This window comes from Candidatus Thiothrix phosphatis (assembly GCF_035668035.1).
In the GTDB taxonomy this organism is placed as follows: domain Bacteria; phylum Pseudomonadota; class Gammaproteobacteria; order Thiotrichales; family Thiotrichaceae; genus Thiothrix; species Thiothrix phosphatis.
Genome location: NZ_JAYMYJ010000142.1, coordinates 34,825 through 57,566, shown reverse-complemented (window position 1 = coordinate 57,566; position 22,742 = coordinate 34,825). Strand labels below are relative to the sequence as shown.

Annotated in this window: 18 protein-coding genes; 9 read left to right on the top strand and 9 right to left on the bottom strand. The window is 58.4% G+C overall.

What is annotated here, in order from left to right; genetic code table 11:
* Nucleotides 1-2,061 (top strand): acyltransferase family protein, encoded by a 2,061-nt coding sequence (locus VSS37_RS17055; protein ID WP_324697147.1) that lies wholly within the window; start codon nt 1-3, stop codon nt 2,059-2,061.
* An 89-nt stretch (nt 2,062-2,150) separates the two neighbouring features.
* On the opposite strand, the gene VSS37_RS17050 is transcribed toward VSS37_RS17055, so the two are convergent.
* Genes VSS37_RS17050 through VSS37_RS17025 form a run of 6 tightly spaced genes read right to left on the bottom strand, consistent with a single transcriptional unit; the run spans nt 2,151 to nt 7,918 of the window.
* On the bottom strand, nt 2,151-3,104 hold the full coding sequence (locus VSS37_RS17050; RefSeq protein WP_324697145.1) for a cystathionine beta-synthase: 954 nt from the start codon (nt 3,102-3,104) through the stop codon (nt 2,151-2,153).
* Between the two features lie 28 nt (nt 3,105-3,132).
* The gene (locus VSS37_RS17045; protein WP_324697143.1) at nt 3,133-3,615 is read right to left on the bottom strand and encodes a VOC family protein; all 483 of its coding nucleotides are present in this window, start codon (nt 3,613-3,615) and stop codon (nt 3,133-3,135) included.
* Nucleotides 3,612-4,364: a nucleotidyltransferase domain-containing protein gene (locus VSS37_RS17040; RefSeq protein WP_324697141.1), complete on the bottom strand. Its 753-nt coding sequence runs from the start codon at nt 4,362-4,364 to the stop codon at nt 3,612-3,614. The genes VSS37_RS17045 and VSS37_RS17040 overlap by 4 nt, the downstream gene beginning before the upstream one ends.
* Complete coding sequence (locus VSS37_RS17035; RefSeq protein ID WP_324697139.1) at nt 4,342-4,983, bottom strand: iron-containing redox enzyme family protein; 642 nt, start codon at nt 4,981-4,983, stop codon at nt 4,342-4,344. The genes VSS37_RS17040 and VSS37_RS17035 overlap by 23 nt, the downstream gene beginning before the upstream one ends.
* A gap of 53 nt (nt 4,984-5,036) precedes the next feature.
* Complete coding sequence (locus tag VSS37_RS17030) at nt 5,037-5,795, bottom strand: maleate cis-trans isomerase family protein (protein WP_324697137.1); 759 nt, start codon at nt 5,793-5,795, stop codon at nt 5,037-5,039.
* On the bottom strand, nt 5,795-7,918 hold the full coding sequence (locus VSS37_RS17025) for a heavy metal translocating P-type ATPase (RefSeq protein WP_324697136.1): 2,124 nt from the start codon (nt 7,916-7,918) through the stop codon (nt 5,795-5,797). The genes VSS37_RS17030 and VSS37_RS17025 overlap by 1 nt, the downstream gene beginning before the upstream one ends.
* Nucleotides 7,919-8,138: 220 nt before the next feature.
* Between VSS37_RS17025 and VSS37_RS17020 the strand changes: the two genes are divergently transcribed.
* Together VSS37_RS17020 and VSS37_RS17015 are read left to right on the top strand one after the other, a co-directional pair.
* A complete protein-coding gene (locus VSS37_RS17020) occupies nt 8,139-13,526 on the top strand; it encodes a DUF7379 domain-containing protein (protein WP_324697135.1) in 5,388 nt (1,795 codons plus the stop codon).
* 70 nt (nt 13,527-13,596) lie between these two features.
* Nucleotides 13,597-13,935, top strand: a complete 339-nt coding sequence (locus VSS37_RS17015; RefSeq protein WP_324697134.1) for a hypothetical protein — start codon at nt 13,597-13,599, stop codon at nt 13,933-13,935.
* A gap of 32 nt (nt 13,936-13,967) precedes the next feature.
* On the opposite strand, the gene VSS37_RS17010 is transcribed toward VSS37_RS17015, so the two are convergent.
* Complete coding sequence (locus tag VSS37_RS17010; protein ID WP_324697132.1) at nt 13,968-14,162, bottom strand: hypothetical protein; 195 nt, start codon at nt 14,160-14,162, stop codon at nt 13,968-13,970.
* A gap of 52 nt (nt 14,163-14,214) precedes the next feature.
* Nucleotides 14,215-15,135 carry a pirin family protein gene (locus tag VSS37_RS17005; RefSeq protein ID WP_324697131.1) on the bottom strand — a complete coding sequence of 307 codons (921 nt, stop codon included), beginning with the start codon at nt 15,133-15,135 and terminating at the stop codon, nt 14,215-14,217.
* A gap of 214 nt (nt 15,136-15,349) precedes the next feature.
* On the opposite strand from VSS37_RS17005, the gene sufB reads away from it, so the two are divergent.
* The 6 genes from sufB to VSS37_RS16975 all read left to right on the top strand — a co-directional run bounded on the left by sufB (nt 15,350) and on the right by VSS37_RS16975 (nt 22,341).
* Complete coding sequence (gene sufB / locus VSS37_RS17000) at nt 15,350-16,798, top strand: Fe-S cluster assembly protein SufB (protein WP_324697130.1); 1,449 nt, start codon at nt 15,350-15,352, stop codon at nt 16,796-16,798.
* Nucleotides 16,799-16,809: 11 nt separating this feature from the next.
* A complete protein-coding gene (gene sufC, locus VSS37_RS16995) occupies nt 16,810-17,559 on the top strand; it encodes a Fe-S cluster assembly ATPase SufC (protein WP_324697128.1) in 750 nt (249 codons plus the stop codon).
* Nucleotides 17,556-18,872: a Fe-S cluster assembly protein SufD gene (gene sufD / locus VSS37_RS16990; protein ID WP_324697126.1), complete on the top strand. Its 1,317-nt coding sequence runs from the start codon at nt 17,556-17,558 to the stop codon at nt 18,870-18,872. Before sufC ends, sufD begins: the two co-directional genes overlap by 4 nt.
* Nucleotides 18,873-19,013: 141 nt before the next feature.
* Nucleotides 19,014-20,903: a molecular chaperone HtpG gene (gene htpG, locus VSS37_RS16985; RefSeq protein WP_324697124.1), complete on the top strand. Its 1,890-nt coding sequence runs from the start codon at nt 19,014-19,016 to the stop codon at nt 20,901-20,903.
* A gap of 217 nt (nt 20,904-21,120) precedes the next feature.
* Nucleotides 21,121-21,741 (top strand): YcjF family protein, encoded by a 621-nt coding sequence (locus VSS37_RS16980; protein WP_324697122.1) that lies wholly within the window; start codon nt 21,121-21,123, stop codon nt 21,739-21,741.
* A 30-nt stretch (nt 21,742-21,771) separates the two neighbouring features.
* On the top strand, nt 21,772-22,341 hold the full coding sequence (locus VSS37_RS16975) for a YcjF family protein (RefSeq protein WP_324697120.1): 570 nt from the start codon (nt 21,772-21,774) through the stop codon (nt 22,339-22,341).
* Nucleotides 22,342-22,394: 53 nt separating this feature from the next.
* On the opposite strand, the gene VSS37_RS16970 is transcribed toward VSS37_RS16975, so the two are convergent.
* Nucleotides 22,395-22,727 (bottom strand): hypothetical protein, encoded by a 333-nt coding sequence (locus tag VSS37_RS16970; RefSeq protein WP_324697118.1) that lies wholly within the window; start codon nt 22,725-22,727, stop codon nt 22,395-22,397.
* Nucleotides 22,728-22,742 lie beyond the last annotated feature (15 nt).

Genomic DNA, 22,742 nt, shown 5'->3' with positions numbered 1-22,742 from the left:
ATGGCCAATCACACCCCTTTGTCACATCCAAAATATCGTCCTGATATTGATGGTTTGAGGGCCATTGCGGTGCTTTCCGTAGTGGCCTTCCACGCGTTTCCCAACTGGATGCGGGGAGGCTTCATCGGTGTTGATGTTTTCTTTGTCATTTCCGGCTTTCTGATTTCAACCATCATCTTTGAAAACCTGGAGAAAGGTTCATTCAGCTTTACCGCGTTTTATGCGCGGCGGATCAAGCGCATTTTCCCGGCGCTGATATTGGTTTTGGCTGCCACCTATAGTTTTGGTTGGGGGGCTTTATTCGCGGATGAATATAAGCAATTAGGCAAGCATATTGCGGCGGGCGCAGGTTTTGTGTCTAACTTTGTGCTATGGCAAGAAGTCAGTTATTTTGATAATTCAGCAGAAACAAAACCATTGCTGCATTTGTGGAGCTTGGGCATCGAGGAGCAATTCTACTTGGTTTGGCCTTTGCTGCTCTGGCTGGCATGGAAACGCAAGCTGGGTTTGTTGGCCGTGACATTATTGGTTGCCGCCGTTTCTTTTTATTTGAATCTGCGGGAAGTCAAACAAGATATAACGGCGGCCTTCTATTCGCCGCAAACCCGTTTTTGGGAATTGTTGGGCGGAAGTTTATTGGCATGGGGGATGCTGCATAACAGGGAAGCTTATGCGCGGGTAAAACAAAAGGCCAATGCTTGGTTCGCAGCGGTCATTTACAGAAATAGGCAGGATGCGGGTGGCGACACGTTGGCTAACCTATTTGCCTTATCAGGTTTATGCCTGCTGCTTTACGGATTTTGGCATATCCATAAGGGCTTGGGTTTTCCGGGCATATGGGCGTTGGCACCAGTATTAGGCAGCGTTTTGGTCATTGCAGCAGGCCCTGAAGCCTGGGTAAACCGCACCATTCTCGCTAATAAAGTGGTTGTCTGGTTTGGGCTGATCAGTTTCCCATTGTATTTGTGGCACTGGCCAACACTGTCGTTTGCACGGATTGTCGCCAGCGAGGTGCCTGGCAGGGGCATTCGCGCCGCTGCGGTGGCGCTGTCGGTGGCGCTTGCTTGGCTGACCTATCAGTTCCTTGAAAAGCGCATCCGCTTTGGCGGGCATGGCAACGTGAAGGTTGCCGGTCTGGTGTTGTTGATGCTGGTGGTTGGTTATGCAGGTTACAATACTTACGCGCGGGACGGGCTTGCCTTCAGGAACCTCGTAAAAATCAATGCCTCAATAAAGTCGGGTGAGGATGGCGGTGCTGGCACTTTCATGGTTCATGGCTGTGGAAGCAATGATGCGTTTTTAAATGCGCATGTCGGCAATTGTGTCACCGACAGCCGGGAACCTCCACGGTTTGCGCTCTTGGGCGACAGTAAAGCGGCTGCATTGTTTCCCGGATTGGTCAGGACATCGAATGAAAAAGGCCGCTGGCTGTTTATTGGCGGCGCGGGGCCGGAAGGTGCCCCTGTCCCTGTGATTTCAGACGCGGATATTTACAAGGTTTACCAAAAGTTTAGTGTTCCGGCGATAACCGCCATTGCCAATAACAAGGATGTTGAAAAGGTCGCGCTGGTGACAGCGGCCAGGGCGTTATTCGCGCTGGCCAATGACAAGGATATTGAAGACTTGCCATCCAGTAAAAATTACGCCATAGCGCTCAATGGGCTTGAAAACACCGTTAAAGTCTTCGCACAGGCAGGGAAGAAAGTCATATTGGTGGTGGACAATCCCACGCTGCCACATCCGGAAGATTGCCTTAACCGCAGGACAACTTTCGGTATTGTCAATGACCTGCTGGTTAGGGAATTGCCGGAATGTGTCCTGCCTTTAAAGAGGCACTTGGAACTGTCATCCTCTTACCGTGCGTTGTTGAATGCAGTGAAATCCCGTTTTCCTGATACGGTCACGTTATTTGATACGACGGATTACCTGTGTGATGTCAACAATGGGATATGCACACACAGGAAATATGGCAGGTTTTTATATGCCTACACCGACCATATTTCTGACTTTGCATCGGGGTTGGTCGGTAAAGGTTTGAATGCGTTCCTTGAGTCCAATTGACCCGGCAGAAAGGAAAGGTGCTTGCAGCCAATAGCAGCCTGCTTGCCGGGAAGTTGCAGACCCAAAAGTTTGGGCGATGCAACGCTTGTTTACATGAACTGGTGTTCCTTCATCCAGCCATCATCCAGGAATTTGGTCATGTAGTTGCGCAACCCATCCGGCAGGATCACAACGCAGTTTGCCCCGGCGGGCAACTGTTTGGCCTGGTCGAACACCGCATACATGGCCGACCCCGATGAACCGCCACACAGCAAGCCTTCCTCGGCAATCAGGCGCCGCGCCAGTGCAAACGCAGGCTGGTCTTCGGTCTTTACCCACACGTCAATCAGCGAACGGTCGAGCACATTGGGGATGAAATCGTAGCCGATGCCTTCCACCTTGTAGGTGCCGACTTCATCTTCTTCATTGGCGAGGATGGAGCCGACCGGGTCTGCGCCGACAATTATGCATTTCGGGTTGTGCTCCTTGAGGCGGCGGGCCACGCCGGTGATGGTGCCGCCTGTGCCTGCACCCAGCACCACCATGTCCACCTTGCCCTCCAGGTCGTCAATGATTTCCTGGCCGGTGCCGTAATAATGCGCCAGCGGGTTGTGCGGGTTGCAATACTGGTCGAGGATGTGGGCGTTGGGCAGTTCCTTTTCCAGCCGTTTGGCGACACCGATGTGGCTTTCCGGCGAATCCCAGGCAGCCTCGGTGGGGGTGCGCACGATTTCGGCCCCCAGACGTTCCAGCACCACCTGTTTCTCGCGGCTCATTTTTTCCGGCATGGTGATCAGCACCTTGTAACCTTTGACTGCACCTGCAATGGCCAGGCCAATGCCGGTATTGCCAGACGTCGGTTCGATCAGGGTGTTGCCGGGCTTGATGCGCCCCGCCTTTTCCGCCTCTTCAATCATGCGCACCGCGATCCTGTCCTTGACCGAACCGCCAGGGTTGAGGAATTCGCATTTTGCGTACAGGTTGCAGGCGAATTCACGGCCTATGTTTTGCAATTTGACCAGGGGTGTATTGCCGACGACTTCGGTGATGTTCTGATAAAGCATTGCCTCTCTCCTTGGATTTGACTGTGGCTCAGGAATCCAGTGCGCCGTAACGTGATACGCCGTCCCAGCTTTGCAATTCGAGGATATTGCCTTCCGGGTCGGTCATATAGGTGAAGGTGATGGTGCCGTGCCCGGGCAGCGGATGGGCCACCGGCACACCCAAATCCTGCCCACCATGTTCGAGGATGCGGCTGCGCACCGCTTCCACGTCGGAAACCTCAAACGCCATGTGCCCATAGCCGGGGCGGTTGGCGGCTGGTGGTTCGGGGCGGGCAGGCTGTTCCACGTATTCAAACAGTTCGAGGGTCGGGCCAGTTGTGCCATATCCCGGCAGGCGCAGGTGGATGCCGGTCAGTTTGGCGTCCGGTACGCCAGTGCCATCCGCCAGCCATTTGCCGCCAATGTCGAGGCCGGGTTCCAGGCGTTCGCAATCCAGCGCCTGCTGATAAAAAGCCGCCAGTCGCTGCCAGTCTTTGGTGACGATATTGGTGTGGACATAACGTACTTTCATGAAACATTCTCCGTGGTAGGGGCGGATTCGACCATCGTCAGCCCCAGGGATTGCAGGGTGGCAAGCTGCTGAGGAACCAGCGCCTGCCGGAAAACAAACAGTTCACTGTCAGCCAGCGCGCCATGACGGCAGCCCAGCGCCGCTTGCGCCATGTCCAGCCACACCCCCGGCGGGGCCAGCTGTTCCAGGTAGGCGACAGCCTCATCATTGCCGCCCAGCTTGCCAGTCTGCCAAGTAAAGATCAGGCGTGCCGGGTAGAGCAGGCAGCGCACATATTCCTTGAACTCACTGTCATTGGCGGGCAAGCGCGCAGCAAACAAACGGGTCTTGTCCGCCCAGTAAGGCAGGGAATGCAGCTGCATGTCAGCGCGCACTTCCGCCAGTGACGGGCGCGGTGCCAGCCCGTCCAGCGCCTGTCCCCACAGCACCTGCCCGTTGTCGTGCAGATCCACCTGATCCACCGGGCGCATCCGGCCCCAGGAAAAATCTGGCACCGTCCAAAACAGCGACACCCGTTTGGCCAGCTCCATCGGCTCCAGCGCGGCAAGCTGCTGTTGGGCGGTTCCTACCACGCTGCCCGCAACCGGCGCTGACAGGATCACCGCCAAGTCAATGTCGCTGAAGCGGGCGCTGAAACCGCCATGCGCCAGACTGCCGAGCTGCACAACGCTTAATAACTCACCGCCAAACACCGTCCGCAACTGCTGGACGGCTTGCGCCACAAACTCAGAATAAATGCTTGGTTTCATAATATTTCAGGAAGTTGGCGGAGGATTGCAGGCGATGGTTGATGCCGACCTGAATGGTGTCGATGCTGGCGAACCCCTTGGCCAGCGCCGGTTCAATCAGTTTCTCATCCACCTCAATCCAGTGATGGGCGTCGGCTTCGGCATGCAGCGCCAGGTATTCCTGGTCGAATTCCGCCTGCAAACGGCGCAGGCCATCCCACAATTGCTGGCAGCGTTTTTGCGACATGAATTCAGTGGCAAGGAAACCGCCGAGGAAGAAACCAAGGTTCTGCTCCTGCGCGCATTGGGCGGAAAACACGTAGTTCAGGCGCTCCAACACCTGCTGATCCATTTCCACCTGTGGGTTTCCGGCCAGTTCCTGCAAGCCAGTGAACATGCGCTTGAACATACCGGAATGGTCTTCGCCTTCTTCCTCGTCGATGTGCTCCTGCAAGGCCGGGCGAATCTCGGCTGGCGTCTTGTCTAGCCAATGACGCAGGTAGACATAGAAAGCCGGTTGTTCCGCATCCCAGGTCAGGAACTCAACAATTTGCTTCAGATCGGCCTGCTTCGCCATGTAGTCATACAAACGGCTGTTGTGGGCGTAGGATTCGCGCACGGGCTGGATAAGGTTGGTCATGGTTTGAACCTCTCAAAGAACAATAAAATACCGACATTCAGGCTCTGGTAGATTCAGAGCCTGAATAGACGTCCTCTGCCATTCAGGGCATCGTGGTATCCGGCAAGCCGCAGACACTGCCATGCCAAAGCCTGATTGCTGCTGGCGACTGGTTTGCCGAGATCACGCTCAATGGCTTCAATCACCCCGGAAACACGCAAGGCCGTGCAGGAAATAAAGACGCCATCCACCCGTTCATCGCTGCCCAAAGCGACAGCTTCACGGTAAATCGATAGCGGGGATATACGCGCAATATCAGGGTCACCCAGTTTTTTGAAACTGGCTTTGGCGACAATGTCGAAGCCATTGGCGGTGAAATGGTTGGCGACGACATCGCCCACCGTATCTGCATAAGGCGTCAGCAGCGCAATCCGGCGGCAATCCAGCGCCTGCAAGGCGGCCACGCCCGCCAGGATTGGGTCGGTATAGGCGACAGGTGTGCGGCGGGTGGCGTTGACCATGCGGGCGATGGCGTCCGAACCGATCAGGGTCGCCCCGGCGGTGCAGCCATAAGCCACCACATCCAGGTGGTCATCTGGCACCAACAGGGCGGCGGCGTTTTGCAGGTTGTCCTGCATTTGCCCCAACGATTCGACGGTGGCCACATCCGACATGGGAACCCGGCTGACATACAGGCCAACGCCATCGGTAGGCAGGAAAGCGCGCGCCTCCGGTTCGGAAACCGTGTCGCTGGCCAGGGCAATCAGGCCAATGGCGGCACGGTGGGCAGGGCCGCCGTCAACATCACAACCCACAGTTTTCCACTCAGTCATCAGGCGCACTCCTTGAACAACACTTCAGGTTGTTGCGAACAGATTAATGCCTGCGCCTGGCGACGGGGATAATGCCGCAGGACAGGCGGTTGTTTCCCAAGCCGCACATCATCCTTGCCCGGTGGTGGCAGGGCCTGCCACTGCGCAGTAAATTTTTTCAACAATGGTGAGGTGGCGTTCAGCATGCAGCCGCCAATGACCAACACATTCAGGGCCATCGCCGGGCCTGCGCCCATACCAAGCAGGAATACGCCCGCCATCGAGCCGACTCCGGCTACCGTCGTAATGGTGGTGGAACGTTTGGTGGTGCGCTCGTTGCTCTGTGCCAGACGGAACAGGCCGGGCAAATTGCCCAGGCCGCCGTCCAGCAGCAGGATGGAAGCCGCGCTTTCGGCGATGCTGGTTGCGCCTTTCAGGGAAACGGCGACATCGGCGGTGCGCAGCGCCACTGCGTCGTTGATGCCGTCGCCGATAAAACAGACGCTGCGGCCGGACGTTTGCAGGCGTTCGATGAAATGCGCCTTTTCCTGCGGCAGGACTTCAGCGAAATAGCCATCCAGTTGCAGGGTTTCCGCCAACTCCCGGGTAGGCGCTTCGCGGTCGCCGGACAGCACCACCACTTCCACGCCAGTCGCCTGCAACGCCTTGACCACGGCTGCGGCTTCCGGCCGGATGGAGGGGGCAAGCTCAATGAAACCGGCCAGTTCACCATCCACCGCCACGTACACCACAATGTCTTCCGGCGCGGCGTCCTGCGTATACGCCCCAATGCTGACGCCTTCGGATGTCAGCAGGCGTTCGCTGCCGACCAGCACGTCCCGGCCATCAATCCTGACATGCAGGCCGAACCCGGGGCGCACCTTCATCGCATCCAAGGTGGCGGCGTTGATGCCGGAAGCTTCCGCCGCCTGCAAAATGGCGTAAGCCAGCGGATGTGATTGCTGGCGTTCGGCGGTGGCCGCCAGCCGCAACACCGCGAGGGCGTCGAAACTGCCGATCGCCGTCACACGGTGCACGGTCGGCACGGCGCTGGTCAAGGTGCCGGTTTTGTCGAACACCACCAAGTCAACCTTGGCCAGCTTCTCCAACGCCCGGCCATCCCGGATCAGCACACCGCTACGTGAGGCGATATGCATGTAATTCAATAGGCTGGTGGGCCCCGCGTAACGTAAAGGGTAGCCGATACTGGAATAGACAATGGCCAGTGCGCCATTCACGCCGTTGGTTGTCAACGCCAATATGAAGGCTCCCAGTGTGGTGGGCACCCATTTGTCGATGACCTCCTGAGCGCGGGTCTGGCTGTCCTGGCGGCTCTGCTCGACCTCTTCCAGCAATTCGGCCAGTTCCGCCGCCATGCTTTGGGAACCGGCCTTTTGCAGTTCAATGACCAATTTCCCATCCAGCAACAGGGTGGCGGCGAACACGGCGTCGCCTGCGGCCTTGTCAATCGGCTGCGATTCGCCGGTCAGTGCCTGTTGGTCAACCCGCCCAACGCCACCGACCACCAACCCATCGACCGGAATGACCATGCCTGCATCGACGATCACTCGGTCACCAGCCTGCAGGTCGGCACAGGCGACTTCCAGCATCACACCGTCGTGTTCCACCCAGGCAGTGCGGATCTGCTGGCTGAACAGCAAGGCCAAATCTTCGCGCGAGCGCCGTTCGGTACGCCGTGCCATCCAGCCAGCCCCGGAAATGAACGAGCCGGTCAGCGCCGCCATTGCCCACATGTGCAGCAACATCGGCATCAGGAAAGCGACCCCGTCCAGCAGCGTCACGCCAACCTTGCGTTCGTCGCTGAATTGCCGCCAGACCTTGTACAGGGTGCGCGCCAGGGAAACCGTCAACAACCCGACGCCAGGCACCAGCAGGACAGGTGCTACCGTACTGCCGGAAATCAACGCCAGGGAACCGGCGGACAGCGCCAGATTTTGTTTGATTCCCCGGTCAATGGCCTGGGACGCCGCATCATCCTGTTTGACGTCCACGACGGAGGCAGGCACCGCGCTTGCCGACGTTGGAAGACGTTTGGGGTGATCAGCCTTTTTTTTCTTTGCAAGAACCTTGACCATGCCCCATCCCGCAGCCACTGCACCTGCTGCCAAAAACATCACCGGCATCGATTTCCTCCTGCCAGAAGTTATGTCTATTGGAGTATTTTAACAAATACAGCTTGCGGGGTGGCCGCGCGTGACACTTCTTCACACTTTAGTTGGGCGTGGCTTTGCTTTGGTTAGAAGGCAAGCAAGCCCGGGGGCTGGCTTATCAACCCGTAACCATTGCCCAAACCCCGTTCTTGTACTAAACATTAATCAGGCTAAAAAAGGAGGCGGGGGAAGCATGGCATCCATCAAGATTAGCGGAAAGTTGACCGGGCAAGACATTCCGCTGCAAACCAGCAAAGATTACGCCGACATCCTGACCGTGACCTGCCAGCGGGAAGTGGCGGTGGACGCAGTGCGCAGCGGCGGCGCGGCGGTCGAATTGCCGGATGTGGCCGATGACGCGCTGGTGGAGCTTGAATTCGAAGGCGGCTACAAACGCTGGGCGCGGGCGGGCGACCTGCGCGCGCAGGCAGGCCAGCAGGCCTCCCGTGACGCCGCCGCTTCCGCCGATTTCCTGATCACACCCGCCAGTTTCGATGTCAGCGCCAAACGCGGCGCGGTCGGGCTGGTGCTGAAATTCCTGCGTATATTGAAAATCGACCCGGTGGGCGACCTTAGCGACGCCATCGCCAGCGTGCTGGTCGGGAAGCTGGAAACCCGCAAGATTGCGGCACCCGGCGTGTTCCGCTGCGCCAACCCCGACCTGCTGGAGCTGCTGCCGGTCAAGGAGGCGGGCGACATTGACACGGGCAAGCCGGTGCTGCTGTTCCTGCATGGCACCTTTTCCAGCACTGACGGCAGTTTCGGCGACCTGTGGGAGTCACGCCAGGGCTACAACGCGCCCGCCTGGCTGCAACGCCTGTTCGCGCCCTACGACCAGCAGGTGTTCGCGCTGGAGCACCACACCCTGACCGTCAGCCCGGTGCAAAACGCCCTGCAAGTGTTGCGCCTGCTGCCACCGCATACCCGCTTGCATATTGTCAGCCATTCGCGCGGGGGGCTGGTTGGCGAACTGCTGTGCCAGGGCGCGCTGAAACGCCGCACCCGCGCTTCCGGCGACAAGTTCCTGGATAGCGATGACATTTTCGCTAGCGATGAACTGGCCGCGTTTGACGCCACCACCCGCAAATCCGACCTGGACGGCTTGCAGGAAATGGAAAACCTGTTCCGCGACAAGCAGATCCGGGTGGAGCGTTTCGCGCGTGTGGCCTGCCCCGGGCGCGGCACCGTGCTGGCGTCGGAGCGGCTGGAAGACAACCTGTCGCTGGTGTTCAATGTGCTCAGTTTCATTCCCGCGCCGCGTTTCCAGGCGCTGGCGGAATTCGTGCGCCTGGTGCTGATGGCGCTGGCCCGCAAACGCACCGACCCGCAGGAGTTGCCGGGGATTGAGGCGATGATGCCGAGTTCCCCGCTGATCCGGCTGCTGAACCGCCCGAATGTGCAACTGGATTCCGACATCACCATCATCGCCGGGGATATGCAGGCTTCCACCCTGTTGGGCAGTTTCAAGGAATGGGCGACGCAGCGCTTCTTCGGCGAGGACAACGACTTTGTGGTCAACACCGCCGGGATGTACGGCGGCGCGCAGCGCTTGCAGGGGATGCGCTTTTATCTGGATCAGGGCGATGACAGCAGCCATTTCGGTTATTTCCGCAAGACTGAAATCCGCGAACGCCTGCTCAACGCCTTGCAGCATCCGGACACCGACCTGCGCCTGCTGCCGCTGCCTATCGGGACGCAGGTGCCGCCAACCGCCAGCGCGCGGCCTTCCAGCCGTGGGCAGGCGAAGGAAAAGGCCAGCACAATCTATTTCCTGCCCGGCTTCATGGGTTCGAAACTGCTGGTGAATGGCTCGCCGGTATGGCTGGATTTTTCGGCGCTGAGTTGGGGTGACTTCACCCGTCTGTCGATCGACAGCGCGGGCGTCAAGCCGGAGGGCGTGCTGGCTGCGCCTTACGGCCCGCTCCTGGACATGCTGGACGACAACCACAATGTGACGGCGTTCGCCTATGACTGGCGGCGTTCGTTCACGGATGCAGGCCGCCGTCTGGGCGAAGCATTGGAGCGCGAACTGGACGCCGCCAAAAATGCCGGGAAACAGCTGGTATTGCGGATACTGGCGCATTCCAGCGGCGGGCTGGCCGCGATTGCGATGATGAGCGAAACGCCGGGAGTCTGGAAGCGCCTGCGTGAAGAGGCTGACTGCCGCATCGTCCTGCTGGGTACGCCGTTGAAAGGGACTTACGCCGCCGTGCAGCTCCTGTACGGGCGGCACCGCTTGTTGAGCCTGCTGAACATGCTGGATGGCCGCATGGATGAGGATGAAGGCAAACGGCTGGCAGACCAGTTCGCGCGTTACCCCGGCGTGCTGGAATTGCTGCCTGCCGCCTGGCTGTATGAGGAGCGCTGGCAGGCGGTGCTGGGCGACGCTTTCTACGCCTGGCCTGCGCGCGCCCTGCTGGCGGACGCTTTGCGGGTGCGCCAGCAGTTGCAGCAGGTGGAGCTGGATGCGCAACGCCTGATCTACCTTTACGGCAAGGCCGCGCTGACGCCCGCCGACCTGCTGGAGCAGCAGGGGGAATGGCGTTTCCATGCCAGCGGCGCGGGCGATGGCGTCGCCTTGTGGTCGGCGCTGGACACAGGGGCGAAACTGCCGACCTGGTTCATGCCGGTGGAGCACGGGCGCATGGCCAGCCACAGCGAATATTTCCAGACCCTGCAATACCTGCTGGATGACGGCGTTTCCCGCCAGTTGGAGCAACAGCCGCCGCAGATCGGCCAGTCGGCGGACCAGTGGCTGCCGGTGATCCGCACCGAACTGTACCCGGACGAGCCGGAACTGTTGGCCGCCGCGCTCGGCTACCATACCAACCTGACGCAGGAAGAGGTGCGCCCGCAGGTGGAAGTGCGGGTGGTGCATGGCAATCTGGAGCAGGTCAGCCATCCGGTGGTGGTCGGGCATTACGAGGGCGACTCCATCCTTAGCGCCGAAGCGTTGCTGGACAAGCGGCTGGGCAAGCGCATGAGCGAATTGCAGCGCATGGGGCTGTATCCGGGCCTGCCGGGCACTTCGCATGTGTTCCTGAACCCTGGCCGGAAACCGGGCGGCGCGGTGATCGTTGGGCTGGGGGAAGTCGGCAAGCTGACCAGCGGGGTGCTGACCGCCAGCTTCATCCGCGCGATGATGGATTATTCCCTGAAAATCCGTGAGGAGTTGGAGCGCAACCCACCCGACGATGCGCAGATGATCGGGGACTGTTTCCCGGTGCACGTCGCCACCTTGCTGATTGGCACGGTCGGCGGCGGCAGCGTGACGCTGGCGGATTCCATCACCGCCATTTTGCGCGCCATCGTCCAGTCCAACCAGGCGCTGGACAAGAGCGAACAGGGCGTGCGCCTGCGCTTGCAGGTGGTGGAGTTCATCGAGTTGTACGAAGACCGGGCGGTGGAGGCGGCGCGGCTGGTGCAGGATTTTGTGCAGTTGCCCGAATTCCGCAGCGATTTCACCGTCAAGAGCCTGATGCAGAGCCTGCCGGGCAAGCGTCGCCGGGTGATGTACAACGACCCGCCGGGCTGGTGGCGGCGCATCCAGGTGGAAGCCAGCGACAGCGGCCTGAAATACACCACCCTGACCGACAAGGCGCGCGCAGAGCTGGTGTTGCAGGCCACCCAGCGCAAACTGGTCGACCAGTTCATCGACAAGGCCATCACCACCAGCGCGGATGACCCGGACACCGGCAAAATCCTGTTCGAGCTGCTGTTGCCCGCCGCCATGAAGGAGCAGGCACCGAACGCCGAAAACTTGGTGATGGTGCTGGACGCGGCGTCGTCCGCCTACCCGTGGGAGTTGCTGTACAACCGCCTTGACCATGAATCGCAGCCGCTGGCGGTGCGCTTCGGCATGGTGCGCCAGTTGCAGGTCGGGCAGTACCGCCAGCGGGTGGTCAGCCCGCTGGAGCGTTCCGCGCTGGTGGTCGGCGATCCGCCGGTCGGGGGCGAATTCGTGCCGTTGCCCGCTGCGCGGCAGGAGGCCGAAACCGTCGCCAAGCTGCTGGAGGCGGGCGGTTTTTCCAAAGTGACGCGCGAAATCGGCTCGGATTCGCAGTCCATCCTCAAAGCCCTGAACACCAATGATTACCGCGTCCTGCATCTGGCCGGGCATGGGGTGTACCGTTACAAGCCAGACAAGGACAATGCGGCGCTGGAAGTCAGCGGCATGGTGCTGGGTGACGGCATTTTCCTCACGCCAGTGGAAATTGGCCAGATGCGCAAGGTGCCGGAACTGGCGTTCATCAATTGTTGCCATCTGGCGCAGATGGATTTCATGGAGGCCGACATCCAGACCGCTGTCACTGCCGACCGCAGCAAACTGGCGGCCAGCTTGGCGCAGGAATTGATCCGCATGGGCGTGCGGGCGGTCATCGCGGCGGGCTGGGCGATCAACGACAATGCGGCCAAGGTGTTCGCCGAACAGTGCTACAACGCGCTGCTGCAAGGCTACACCTTTGGCAATGCCTTGCTGATGGCGCGGCTGGAAACCTGGAAGCAATACCCGAACTGCAACACCTGGGGTGCTTACCAATGCTACGGTGACCCGGACTACAAGCTGTTGAGCCGTCAGCCCGGTGGCGGCGGGCAGGCAGGTGACAACTGGCGGTTTGTTGCGGAAGTGGAAGTGATCGCCGAGCTGCAAAACCTGATCAATGCGGCGGACACCGCGCAAACCGGCGATGTGCCGTGGTTGCAGGAGCGCTTGCAACAGTTGCAGCGGGCGATTCCTTCCGAATGGTTGACCCATGCGGAAATCCTGTATGCGCTGGGGCGGGCTTACGGCAAGCTGGACATGTTTCTGCAAGCCATTGACGCCTATACGGCGGCGCAGGATTCCCCGCAGGCCGATTACCCGGTGATCCTGCTGGAGGACAAGGCGAGCCTGCTGACCGCCTGGGCGCTGGGCTGGTCGCAGGGCAAACTGGAGCCGCCGGACAAACGGATAGCCGCCGACCCCACCGCCCTGATGGGGCAGGCGTGGGACATCCTGCACCTGCTGGATGGACTGGGCAACAGCCTGCAACGCTTCGAGGAAACCGGCAAATTCTGGAAGCGCAAGGCGATGATGACGCTCGGGGAGGAACGCGCCAATGCCCTGCTGGAAATGGAGAACGCCTACCAGCGGGCGCACGACTTCGCCATGCAACAGACCCATACGGTGGCGGGCTATCCCCTGATCAACTGGCTGACCTGCAAGGTGGTGCGCTTCCTGCGCGGCGATGTGGCGCAGCTTGACCGGCAGGAGCTGAAATACTGGCTAGACCAGGCGAAGCAGTGTTCCGACCAGGCCGACAAGGCTGCGCCCAGTTTCGGTTCCGGCATTACCCGGGCGGAATGCGGGCTGGTGAATTACATTCTCGGCGCGCGGCTGGATGAAACCGCCAGGGTGCAGAAAGTGGTGGATGATTACGCACTGGCGGCCGGACGGGGCGCGCCGCCACGGCAGATGCGGTTTGTGGCCGAACATCTCACCTTCTTGCAACAAATGTTGGCCGAACATCAGCAGGACAAACCCCAACTGGGGCCGGTGGTCATGGCCCTGTTGGAAATTAATGAAAAATTATCTGCTTAAGGAATACATGGTTCAGTGTAATTAGGATTAAAATATTCCCGTAAGCAAAATTAATAACGAGTATCCAACAATGAAACAGACATTAGTAAAGGGCTTGCTGGCAGGAGGGATGCTGCTGGTTGTCAGCGGCTGTGAAACCAGCCGGGTCGCCTATCGGGATTTACAGTTGATGGAACAGCCTTTCACCCTGCGCTCCAGCAACCCGGATCTGGATCTGCGCTTATGCCGCAGCGCAGCGCCGTATCTGGCGGATTGCGAGGCCAGACGCGCCAGCTATAACAGCATGCGGGACAATGTGCGTGAAAATGTTTACGACAGCCTGTATGACCGGCTGTTCACCCAGGATGGCGGTGGGAAGACGCATTGGCGGATGAAGAAAAACCGGCTGGAATGGCAATACCGTTTCTGATGCTGCGGTTGGCGGTTTGCCTGACACAACCTTCAAACCGGTTGGATCAGTATCAGCAGCAACCCGGCCAGCAGGTAATAGGCTGAAAACCGGATTGACAGCGGTTTTTTGAATTCTTCCGGGATATATTCCTCCACAAATGGGAAGAAATGGCGTGCGCCGCCGATAATCAGCGCGGTCACGCCAAACAAAACCAGCATGATGCCCATGGAAGCCAGCAATGCCATCCTATTGATTCTCCCTGAAACCCAAGTGCGCTTATTCTAGCAAAAAGATGGCTTATTCCGGCAAGGGAATAAATTCTTCCTCATCCCCCGGCGGCAGTGGGAACAGCCCATCTTTCCACGCCTGGGCGGCTTGTCCGATGCGCTCCTTGCGGCTTGAAACAAAATTCCACCAGACATAGCGCTCAGGCATGGCTTCCCCGCCGATCAGGGCGATGCGGCTGTCCTGTGTGGCGGTGACCGTTGCTTCAGCGCCCGTTTTGAGGATGGCCATGGAATATTCCGGCAGGTTTTCGCCATCCGCCTGCAAGCCGCCGGACGCGATGTAAAGGGCGCGTTCGGCCACCGTATCCGGCAGGGTCAATGGCTGGCCGGTTTTCAGGTCAGCTTCCAAGTACAGGGTTTGGGCGAAAGTTTTGACCGGGGAGGCCACACCGTAGGCGCTGCCGACCATCACCCGCACCGGCACATCGCCCACCATCACCGTCGGGATGTCTGCGGATGGGTAATGCAGGAAAGCCGGGTCGGTTTCCTCATCAGCGTCAGGCAGGGCCAGCCACAGTTGCAGGCCGTGCAGGCGGCGGGTGGTTTGCTGCGCCGCCGGTGTTTCCCGTTCGGAATGGACGATGCCGCGACCGGCCACCATCAGGTTGATGTCGCCAGGGCGGATGGTTTGCAGGCTGCCCAGCGAATCCCGGTGCAGGATCTCGCCTTCGAACAGGTAAGTCACCGTCGCCAAATTGACATGCGGGTGCGGCCTGACATTGATGCCAGGGCCTGGGGCGAATTCAGCGGGCCCCATGTGATCGAAGAATACCCACGGGCCGACCTTGCGCTGCTTGCTGTCCGGCAACAGGCGGCGCACGGAAAATCCACCCAAATCCTTGCTGCGGGAGTGCAGGATGCGGTCAATCGCGTTGCAGGCGGGTGCTTCTGTTTGCTGGGCATCAGGGGTCAGGTGTGTTTCAGTGCTCATGGGTTTCCTCCAGTTTTCTTGCCCATCAGTATAGCTGGGCCAACGTTAGTGGCGCAGAAACCTGCCTGGCGCTGGGATTACTGTTAAGGAAAGGTTCCTCTGCCCAACGGCGTAGCGGCCAGCAATTCATCCACATTCCACAAGCCTATTTGCGGGTTACCCTCAGCATGCCTATATTCCTCAGTGAATTACTCAACTATTAAAGGCAGAGGGAATGGACGCAGCACAACGGCAAATTGAACAAATGCGCCGCACAGGCTACGAAGCCGGTTTTACCACGCAGATTGAATCCGACACCGTGCCGCCGGGGCTGGATGAGGATGTCATCCGCTTTATTTCCGCCAAAAAGGCTGAACCCGCCTACATGCTGGAATGGCGCTTGCAGGCATTCCGCAAGTGGCTGGCGATGGAGGAGCCGACGTGGGCGCACCTGCATTATCCGCGGATCGATTACCAGGCGATTTCCTATTTTTCCGCACCCAAATCCGCCAATACCGCGCCGAAAAGCCTGGATGAGGTCGACCCGGAATTGCTGCGCACTTATGAGAAACTCGGCATTCCCTTGCAAGAGCAGAAAATGCTCGCCGGGGTGGCGGTTGACGCAGTGTTCGACAGTGTGTCGGTGGCGACCACTTTCCGCAAACAATTGGCGGATGCTGGCGTGATTTTCTGCTCGATTTCGGAGGCGATGCGGGAATATCCCGGTCTGGTGCAACAATACCTCGGTAGCGTGGTGCCGCAGGGCGACAATTATTTCGCCGCGCTCAACGCCGCCGTATTCACCGATGGCACCTTCGTCTACATACCGCCGGGCGTGCGCTGCCCGATGGAGCTTTCCACCTATTTCCGCATCAACGAACGCAATACCGGCCAGTTTGAGCGCACCTTGATCATTGCCGAGAAGGGTGCCTATGTCAGCTATCTGGAAGGCTGCACCGCGCCGCAACGGGATGAAAACCAACTGCACGCCGCCGTGGTCGAGCTGATCGCGCTGGAGGATGCGCACATCAAGTATTCCACCGTGCAGAATTGGTATCCCGGCGATGAAAACGGCAAAGGCGGCATTTACAACTTCGTCACCAAGCGCGGCCTGTGCGCAGGCGACCGGGCGCACATTTCCTGGACGCAAGTGGAAACCGGCTCGGCGATTACCTGGAAATACCCCAGTTGCATCCTCAAGGGCGATGATGCGGTCGGCGAATTCTATTCCGTCGCCGTCACCCGCGGCGCGCAGCAGGCTGACACCGGCACGAAAATGATCCATGTCGGCAAAAACACCCGCAGCACCATCGTTTCCAAAGGCATTTCCGCCGACCGTGGGCAGAACGCCTACCGTGGGCTGGTGCGGATGAATCGGGGCGCGGAAAATGGCCGCAACCACACCCAGTGCGACTCGCTGCTGATTGGCGACAAATGCGGCGCGCACACGTTCCCCTATATCGAAGTGGCCAACCCGACCGCCCGGGTTGAGCACGAAGCCACCACTTCCAAGATTGGTGAAGACCAGTTGTTCTATTGCCGTCAGCGCGGCTTGGCGGAAGAGGACGCCGTGTCGATGATCGTCAACGGCTTTTGCAAGGAAGTGTTCAAGGAACTGCCGATGGAGTTTGCGGTGGAAGCGCGCAAGCTGTTGGCGATCAGCCTGGAAGGCGCAGTTGGGTGAGGAGCAAAACAATGTTGTCAGTCAAAGAGTTGCATGTGGCCGTCAATGGGAAGGAAATTCTCAAAGGGTTGAGCCTGGAGATCAAGCCGGGCGAAGTCCACGCCATCATGGGGCCAAATGGTTCCGGCAAAAGCACCTTGTCGAAGGCGCTGGCGGGCCGTGAGGAATACAAGGTCACTGGGGGCACCGTTACCTGGAAGGGCGAGAACCTGCTGGAACTGGAGCCTGAAGAGCGAGCCCATCGGGGCATCTTCATGGCTTTCCAGTATCCGGTGGAAATCCCCGGCGTCAACAACACCTATTTCATGCACCAGTCGCTGAACGCCATCCGCAAGGCGCGCGGCGAGCCTGAGCTGACGTCGGTGGAGTTCATGCGGCTAGTCCGCAGCAAACTGAAAGCGCTGAATATGGACGAAACCCTGCTCAAGCGTTATGTCAACACCGGCTTTTCTGGCGGCGAGATGAAACGCAACGAAATCCTGCAAATGACGCTGCTGGAGCCGTCGCTGGCGATCCTGGATGAAACCGATTCCGGCCTCGACATTGATGCGCTGAAAATTGTCGCGCAAGGCGTCAACAACCTGCGCAACCCGGAACGCTCCATGCTGGTGATCACCCACTACCAGCGCCTGTTGGATTACATCGAGCCGGATGTGGTGCATGTGCTCAGTGGCGGCAAAATCATCCGCACCGGTGACAAATCCTTGGCGCTGGAGCTGGAGGAAAAAGGTTACGGCTGGATTCAGCAGGAGGCGGCATGAACAGCGCGCCTAACGTCCTGCAACATTACCGGCGGCTGGCGGCAGACCAGTCCGGCGTTGCGCATGACTGGCTCAGCCGACGGCAGCTGCATGCGGTTATGCAGGTGCAGGAACTGCCTTTGCCCGACCGGCGCAGCGAAAGTTGGCGTTACACCCCGTTGCCGCCGTTGCTGGAGCAACTGTTCCAACCGGCGGAACCGGAAGAAGAATTGCTGTACGCCGATGATGTGGCGCAACTGCGGCTGACGGATGCAGGCAACCCGTGCATCGTCCTGCTGAACGGTTTCTTTATGCCCGGCTTTTCCACCCTGCCGGATGATGGCTCGGTGCAGATTCAGCCGTTGCGCACGGCGTTGGCGGGCGGCGACAAGACGGTGTTGGCCCGGGTGGGCGAACTCAGCGGCGAACAAGCCCATTTGTTTGCCGCACTGAATATGGCGATGTTGGGCGAGGGCGTTTATGTCCGGATTCCGGCGGGCGCGGTGTTGGCAAGCCCGCTGGAAATCTTGCACATCAGCGTCAGCTTCGAAAGCGAGCGCCTCGCCCAGCCGCGCCTGCTGCTGGTGCTGGAGGAAGGCGCACAGGCGACGGTGGTTGAGCATTACGCCCACGTTGGCGATACCCTGCGCCTGAACAATGTGGTGACGGAGATTTTTCTGGAAGCTGGGGCGCAACTGCATCACCCACGCTTGCAGAATGAAAGCTTGCGCACCCGCCACCTGAACAGCCTGTACCTGCGGCAAGCGGCGGATAGCCGTTACCGGGGCGTCACGCTGGCATTGGGCGGCGCTTGGTCACGCTCGGAATTCCATGTTGGCTTCAGCGGGGCAGGGGCGGATTGCGGGCTGGATGGTTTTTATCTGTCCGGCGACCGGCAATCGCACGGCATGCATCTGGATGTGATCCACAACCTTCCCGGCTGCGTCAGCCGTTCCCGTTTCAAGGGCATCCTGCACGGCCAGGGCAAGGCGGTGTTCGACGGCAATATCGAAGTCAGGCCGGATGCGCAGAAAACCGATGCCCGTCTCAGCAACGACAATCTGTTGCTGTCGCGTGACGCCGAAATCGCCACCAAGCCCCGGCTGGAAATCTATGCCGATGATGTGCAATGCAGCCATGGGACGACGGTTGGGCAAATCGATGAGGAAATGCTGTTTTACCTGCGTTCACGCGGCATCCCGCACGCCCAGGCAGTCAATATGATTTGCAGCGGCTTTGCGGACGAAATTATCGGCGCATGTGGCCTGGAAACGTTGGAAAACCAAGCCCGTGAGCTGTTGTCCCGCCAATTGGTTCAGGCGCTTTCTGCCTAGAAGCAAGTCCCCTGTTTGTCGGCAGAATAAATTGCCAGCGGTAAGTTTGTGGTGGGTGAGTCAGAATATGCTCTTGAAATCCCTGCCCCCAGCCCCACATTTCGTTCAGCAAACGAACAAGATTATGAGGACCAACAACCGATGACTGACTCCGCCAACAAGGAAAACATGCAATTCCAGACGGAAGTGAACCAGCTTTTGCATCTGATGATCCACTCGCTGTATTCCAACAAGGAAATTTTTCTGCGCGAGCTGATTTCCAATGGTTCAGACGCCTGCGACAAGCTGCGTTTCGAAGCCATTGGCAATGACAGCCTGTACGAAAACGATGGCGACCTGCGCGTGGAGGTGGAATTCGACAGCCAGGCAGGCACGGTCACCGTGCGCGACAACGGCATCGGCATGAGCCGTGATGAAGTCGTCACCAATATTGGCACGATCGCCAAATCCGGCACCAAGGAATTCTTAAGCAAACTGACCGGCGACCAGCAGAAGGATTCACACCTGATCGGCCAGTTCGGGGTCGGTTTTTATTCCTCCTTCATCGTCGCTGACAAGGTCACGCTGACCACCCGACGTGCGGGGACTGCTGCGTCCGAAGGCGTGCGCTGGGAATCCGACGCGCAATCCGGCTACACACTGGAGCAGGTGGACAAAACCACGCGCGGCACCGAGATCGTGCTGCACCTGAAGGAAGAGGAAAAGCTGCTGGCCGACGGTTGGCGGTTGCGCAATATTATCCGCCAGTATTCCGACCATATCCCGCTGCCAGTCAACATGCGCAAACAGGAAGAAGGCAAGCAGACGGAAGAATGGGAAACCGTCAATAAGGCCAATGCGCTGTGGACGCGCTCCAAGTCAGACGTCAAGGAAGAGGAATACCAGGAATTTTACAAGCACGTTTCCCACGACTGGGAAGATGCGCTGGCCTGGAGCCACAACCGTGTCGAAGGCAAATATGAGTACACGTCGTTGCTGTATCTGCCATCCAAAGCGCCGTTCGACCTGTTTGACCGCGACCATAACCACGGCCTGAAACTGTACGTGCAGCGCGTTTTCATCATGGAAGACAAGGAAAACAAGCTGATGCCGCGTTACCTGCGGTTCGTGCGCGGCGTACTGGATTCCAACGACCTGCCGTTGAATGTGTCGCGTGAAATCCTGCAAGGCAACAAGGTCATCGAAAGCATGAAAAGCGGTTCGGTGAAGAAAATCCTTGGCCTGCTGGAAAACATGGCGGCTAACGAGCCGGAAAAATACCAGAAATTCTGGAAAGAGTTTGGCCGTGTGCTCAAGGAAGGCCCCGGCGAGGACTTCAGCAACCGTGAAGAAATCGCCAAACTGCTGCGCTTCTCCTCCACCCTGGATGACAACACCGAGCAAAAAGTTTCCCTGCCGGACTATATCGCCCGCATGAAGGAAGGCCAGGACAAAATCTACTACATCACTGCCGACACCCACACTGCGGCGAAAAATAGCCCGCATCTGGAAGTGTTCCGCAAGAAAGGCATCGAAGTGCTGCTGCTCTCCGACCGTGTGGACGAATGGCTGGTGCAGCACCTGATGGAATTCGATGGCAAATCCCTGCAATCCGTCGCCAAGGGCGACCTGGATCTGTCCAAGCTCGAAACGGAAGAAGACAAGCAGGAACAGGAAAAAGTCGAAGCCGAAGCACGGAACATCGTCGAGCACATCAAGAAAGTGTTGGCTGAGAAAGTGGAAGACGTGAAGGTTTCCCACCGCCTGACCTCTTCGCCTTCCTGCATCGTGTTGGGCGAACACGACATGGCGCTGTACATGCAGCAACTGCTCAAGCAGGCAGGCCATGAAATGCCGGTCAACAAGCCGGTGCTGGAAATCAACCCGACGCATCCATTGCTCAAGCGCATGGAAGCGGAAACCGACGACGACCGTTTTGCCGAGTGGTCCAGCGTGCTGCTGGATCAGGCGATCCTGGCCGAAGGCGGGCAGTTGGAAGACCCGGCAGGTTTCGTGCATCGCCTGAACAGCCTGATGCTGGCGATGGCGTAAAGCCGCAACACCGCTCCCAACATGCAGAGCCGCCCATTGGGCGGCTTTGTTGTTTCAAACGCCGCCAATATTTCGGATGGTGCAGACGGAATTGTTAATTTTTGTTACAAGCCACCCTTCTCCCGGCATTCCCCTTATTTTGACTATGGTAGAGTTATGGCATTTTGTGCAAGCCAGAAAAGGCTAGTGTTGCAACTTGCGTGTGAGGTTGGGAAAAATGTCATCATCAGAAGCAGCATCAACAGCAGGGCAGGGCGGCAATGCGCCCATTGACCCCACTGAGGTTATCCAGGGAAACCCAGTTGTGGACGCTGTGACGGAAGCTGAAATGATCGCTGCCGAGGTGCAGGAAATCACTGCTGGCAGCATCGTCAAAAATCACATCATTGCGAGCCTTGGCGTGGGGTTGGTGCCCATTCCCCTGTTTGACGTGTCTGCCCTGACCGCTGTGCAAATCAGCCTGTTGCGCAGCCTTGGCGCGCATTATGGCGTGCCGGTGCGGGAGCGGGAGCTCAAGCCGTTATTGTTTTCCTTGTTGGGAGGGGCAACGCCGGTCATGGCGATCGCTGGGTTGAGCAGTTTCGCCAAGTTGATGCCCGGCATCGGCTCACTGGCGGGCAGCGCCGGATTGAGCGTGCTGGCGGGAGCCATCGCGTATGCGGTAGGGCAAACCTTTATCCTGCATTTTGAAGCAGGCGGAACCTTGGAAGATTTTGATCCCAAATCGGTGCAGGCGTTCTTCCGGCGCGAACTGGAGGCAGGCAAACGCGTCGTGCAGGACATCCGCAGCGAAATCAATGGGACAAAACGAAACAACGCACGCGCGTCAGCCTCGTAATCTCGACAGCTCAAAGGAGGGGTGTTGTAAATGGCGGAAGAAACCGGGGATGGCTGGCAACCCGTGGCTGAAGGTTCAGCCTTGGCGGAGCAATCTGAACAGGCGCGCCTGAAAGCTGGCAAACGGGCTGCTTGCGTGGCAAAAGCCGACAGTATCGTCAAATCCAATGTTGTGCAGGCAATGGCGATGGGGTTGATTCCCGTGCCGTTGTTGGATGTCGTGGCCTTGACCAATATCCAATTCAAAATGGTGGATGATCTGGTCAAATTATATGACATACGTTATTCAAAGATTGAAAGGGCGGTCGCGCGTTCTTTTATTCTGGGGGTGTTGCCAGTGGCAGGTGTGGCAGGTGTTTCCAGTGTCTTCAAGGCTTTGCCTGGTGTTGGCTCCATCGTCGGTGGTGCTGGCGTGAGTGTGACTGCGGGTGGATTAACTTATGCGACGGGCAAGGTTTTTACCCGGCATTTCGCTGCCGGAGGGACATTGCAAGACTTTGATATGAAAAAAGCACGGCAGTATTTTTTACAGGAATTTCGGCGGGGCAAGCAGTTTGCCAAACAAAAGATAAATGCCCCGCAATTGCCTGCGCCTTCTTGATATCCAGGCTGAACAGCTTGATGCGCCAGCCATCTGTTATGGTTGATGCTTGATTATTCATCCATCGCAATGACAACATTCACGGGCGTATGGTCTATGACAGAAAATGTGCGGTTGCGGACAATATTGTTCATCTTGGCCGTCGCCATATAGTTCCCCGGTGCCAATGCGAGCACGGTGGAATGTTTTTTTGTCTTTTCAACAACACTATTATTGTCGAGCTGCCTGATTTCCAGCTCAATGGCGCTCATTACAGGCCCACGGTTCCATGTCGTCATGATAATCGTGTCAGCCGCTTTGTCAGTCTTGTTTTCAGGCGCGGAAAACACTGTGCCGGAAAACAGCAGGACTGATAAAGGAACTATAAGGGTTTTCTTTGCATCCATAACAACCATCCTTTT

Excerpts from the sequence above, each read along its gene's own strand:
- VSS37_RS17055 (WP_324697147.1), top strand. The coding sequence starts at position 1 with ATGGCCAATCACACCCCTTTGTCACATCCAAAATATCGTCCTGATATT.
- VSS37_RS17050 (WP_324697145.1), bottom strand. The coding sequence starts at position 3,104 with ATGCTTTATCAGAACATCACCGAAGTCGTCGGCAATACACCCCTGGTC.
- VSS37_RS17045 (WP_324697143.1), bottom strand. The coding sequence starts at position 3,615 with ATGAAAGTACGTTATGTCCACACCAATATCGTCACCAAAGACTGGCAG.
- VSS37_RS17040 (WP_324697141.1), bottom strand. The coding sequence starts at position 4,364 with ATGAAACCAAGCATTTATTCTGAGTTTGTGGCGCAAGCCGTCCAGCAG.
- VSS37_RS17035 (WP_324697139.1), bottom strand. The coding sequence starts at position 4,983 with ATGACCAACCTTATCCAGCCCGTGCGCGAATCCTACGCCCACAACAGC.
- VSS37_RS17030 (WP_324697137.1), bottom strand. The coding sequence starts at position 5,795 with ATGACTGAGTGGAAAACTGTGGGTTGTGATGTTGACGGCGGCCCTGCC.
- VSS37_RS17025 (WP_324697136.1), bottom strand. The coding sequence starts at position 7,918 with ATGCCGGTGATGTTTTTGGCAGCAGGTGCAGTGGCTGCGGGATGGGGC.
- VSS37_RS17020 (WP_324697135.1), top strand. The coding sequence starts at position 8,139 with ATGGCATCCATCAAGATTAGCGGAAAGTTGACCGGGCAAGACATTCCG.
- VSS37_RS17015 (WP_324697134.1), top strand. The coding sequence starts at position 13,597 with ATGAAACAGACATTAGTAAAGGGCTTGCTGGCAGGAGGGATGCTGCTG.
- VSS37_RS17010 (WP_324697132.1), bottom strand. The coding sequence starts at position 14,162 with ATGGCATTGCTGGCTTCCATGGGCATCATGCTGGTTTTGTTTGGCGTG.
- VSS37_RS17005 (WP_324697131.1), bottom strand. The coding sequence starts at position 15,135 with ATGAGCACTGAAACACACCTGACCCCTGATGCCCAGCAAACAGAAGCA.
- sufB (WP_324697130.1), top strand. The coding sequence starts at position 15,350 with ATGGACGCAGCACAACGGCAAATTGAACAAATGCGCCGCACAGGCTAC.
- sufC (WP_324697128.1), top strand. The coding sequence starts at position 16,810 with ATGTTGTCAGTCAAAGAGTTGCATGTGGCCGTCAATGGGAAGGAAATT.
- sufD (WP_324697126.1), top strand. The coding sequence starts at position 17,556 with ATGAACAGCGCGCCTAACGTCCTGCAACATTACCGGCGGCTGGCGGCA.
- htpG (WP_324697124.1), top strand. The coding sequence starts at position 19,014 with ATGACTGACTCCGCCAACAAGGAAAACATGCAATTCCAGACGGAAGTG.
- VSS37_RS16980 (WP_324697122.1), top strand. The coding sequence starts at position 21,121 with ATGTCATCATCAGAAGCAGCATCAACAGCAGGGCAGGGCGGCAATGCG.
- VSS37_RS16975 (WP_324697120.1), top strand. The coding sequence starts at position 21,772 with ATGGCGGAAGAAACCGGGGATGGCTGGCAACCCGTGGCTGAAGGTTCA.
- VSS37_RS16970 (WP_324697118.1), bottom strand. The coding sequence starts at position 22,727 with ATGGATGCAAAGAAAACCCTTATAGTTCCTTTATCAGTCCTGCTGTTT.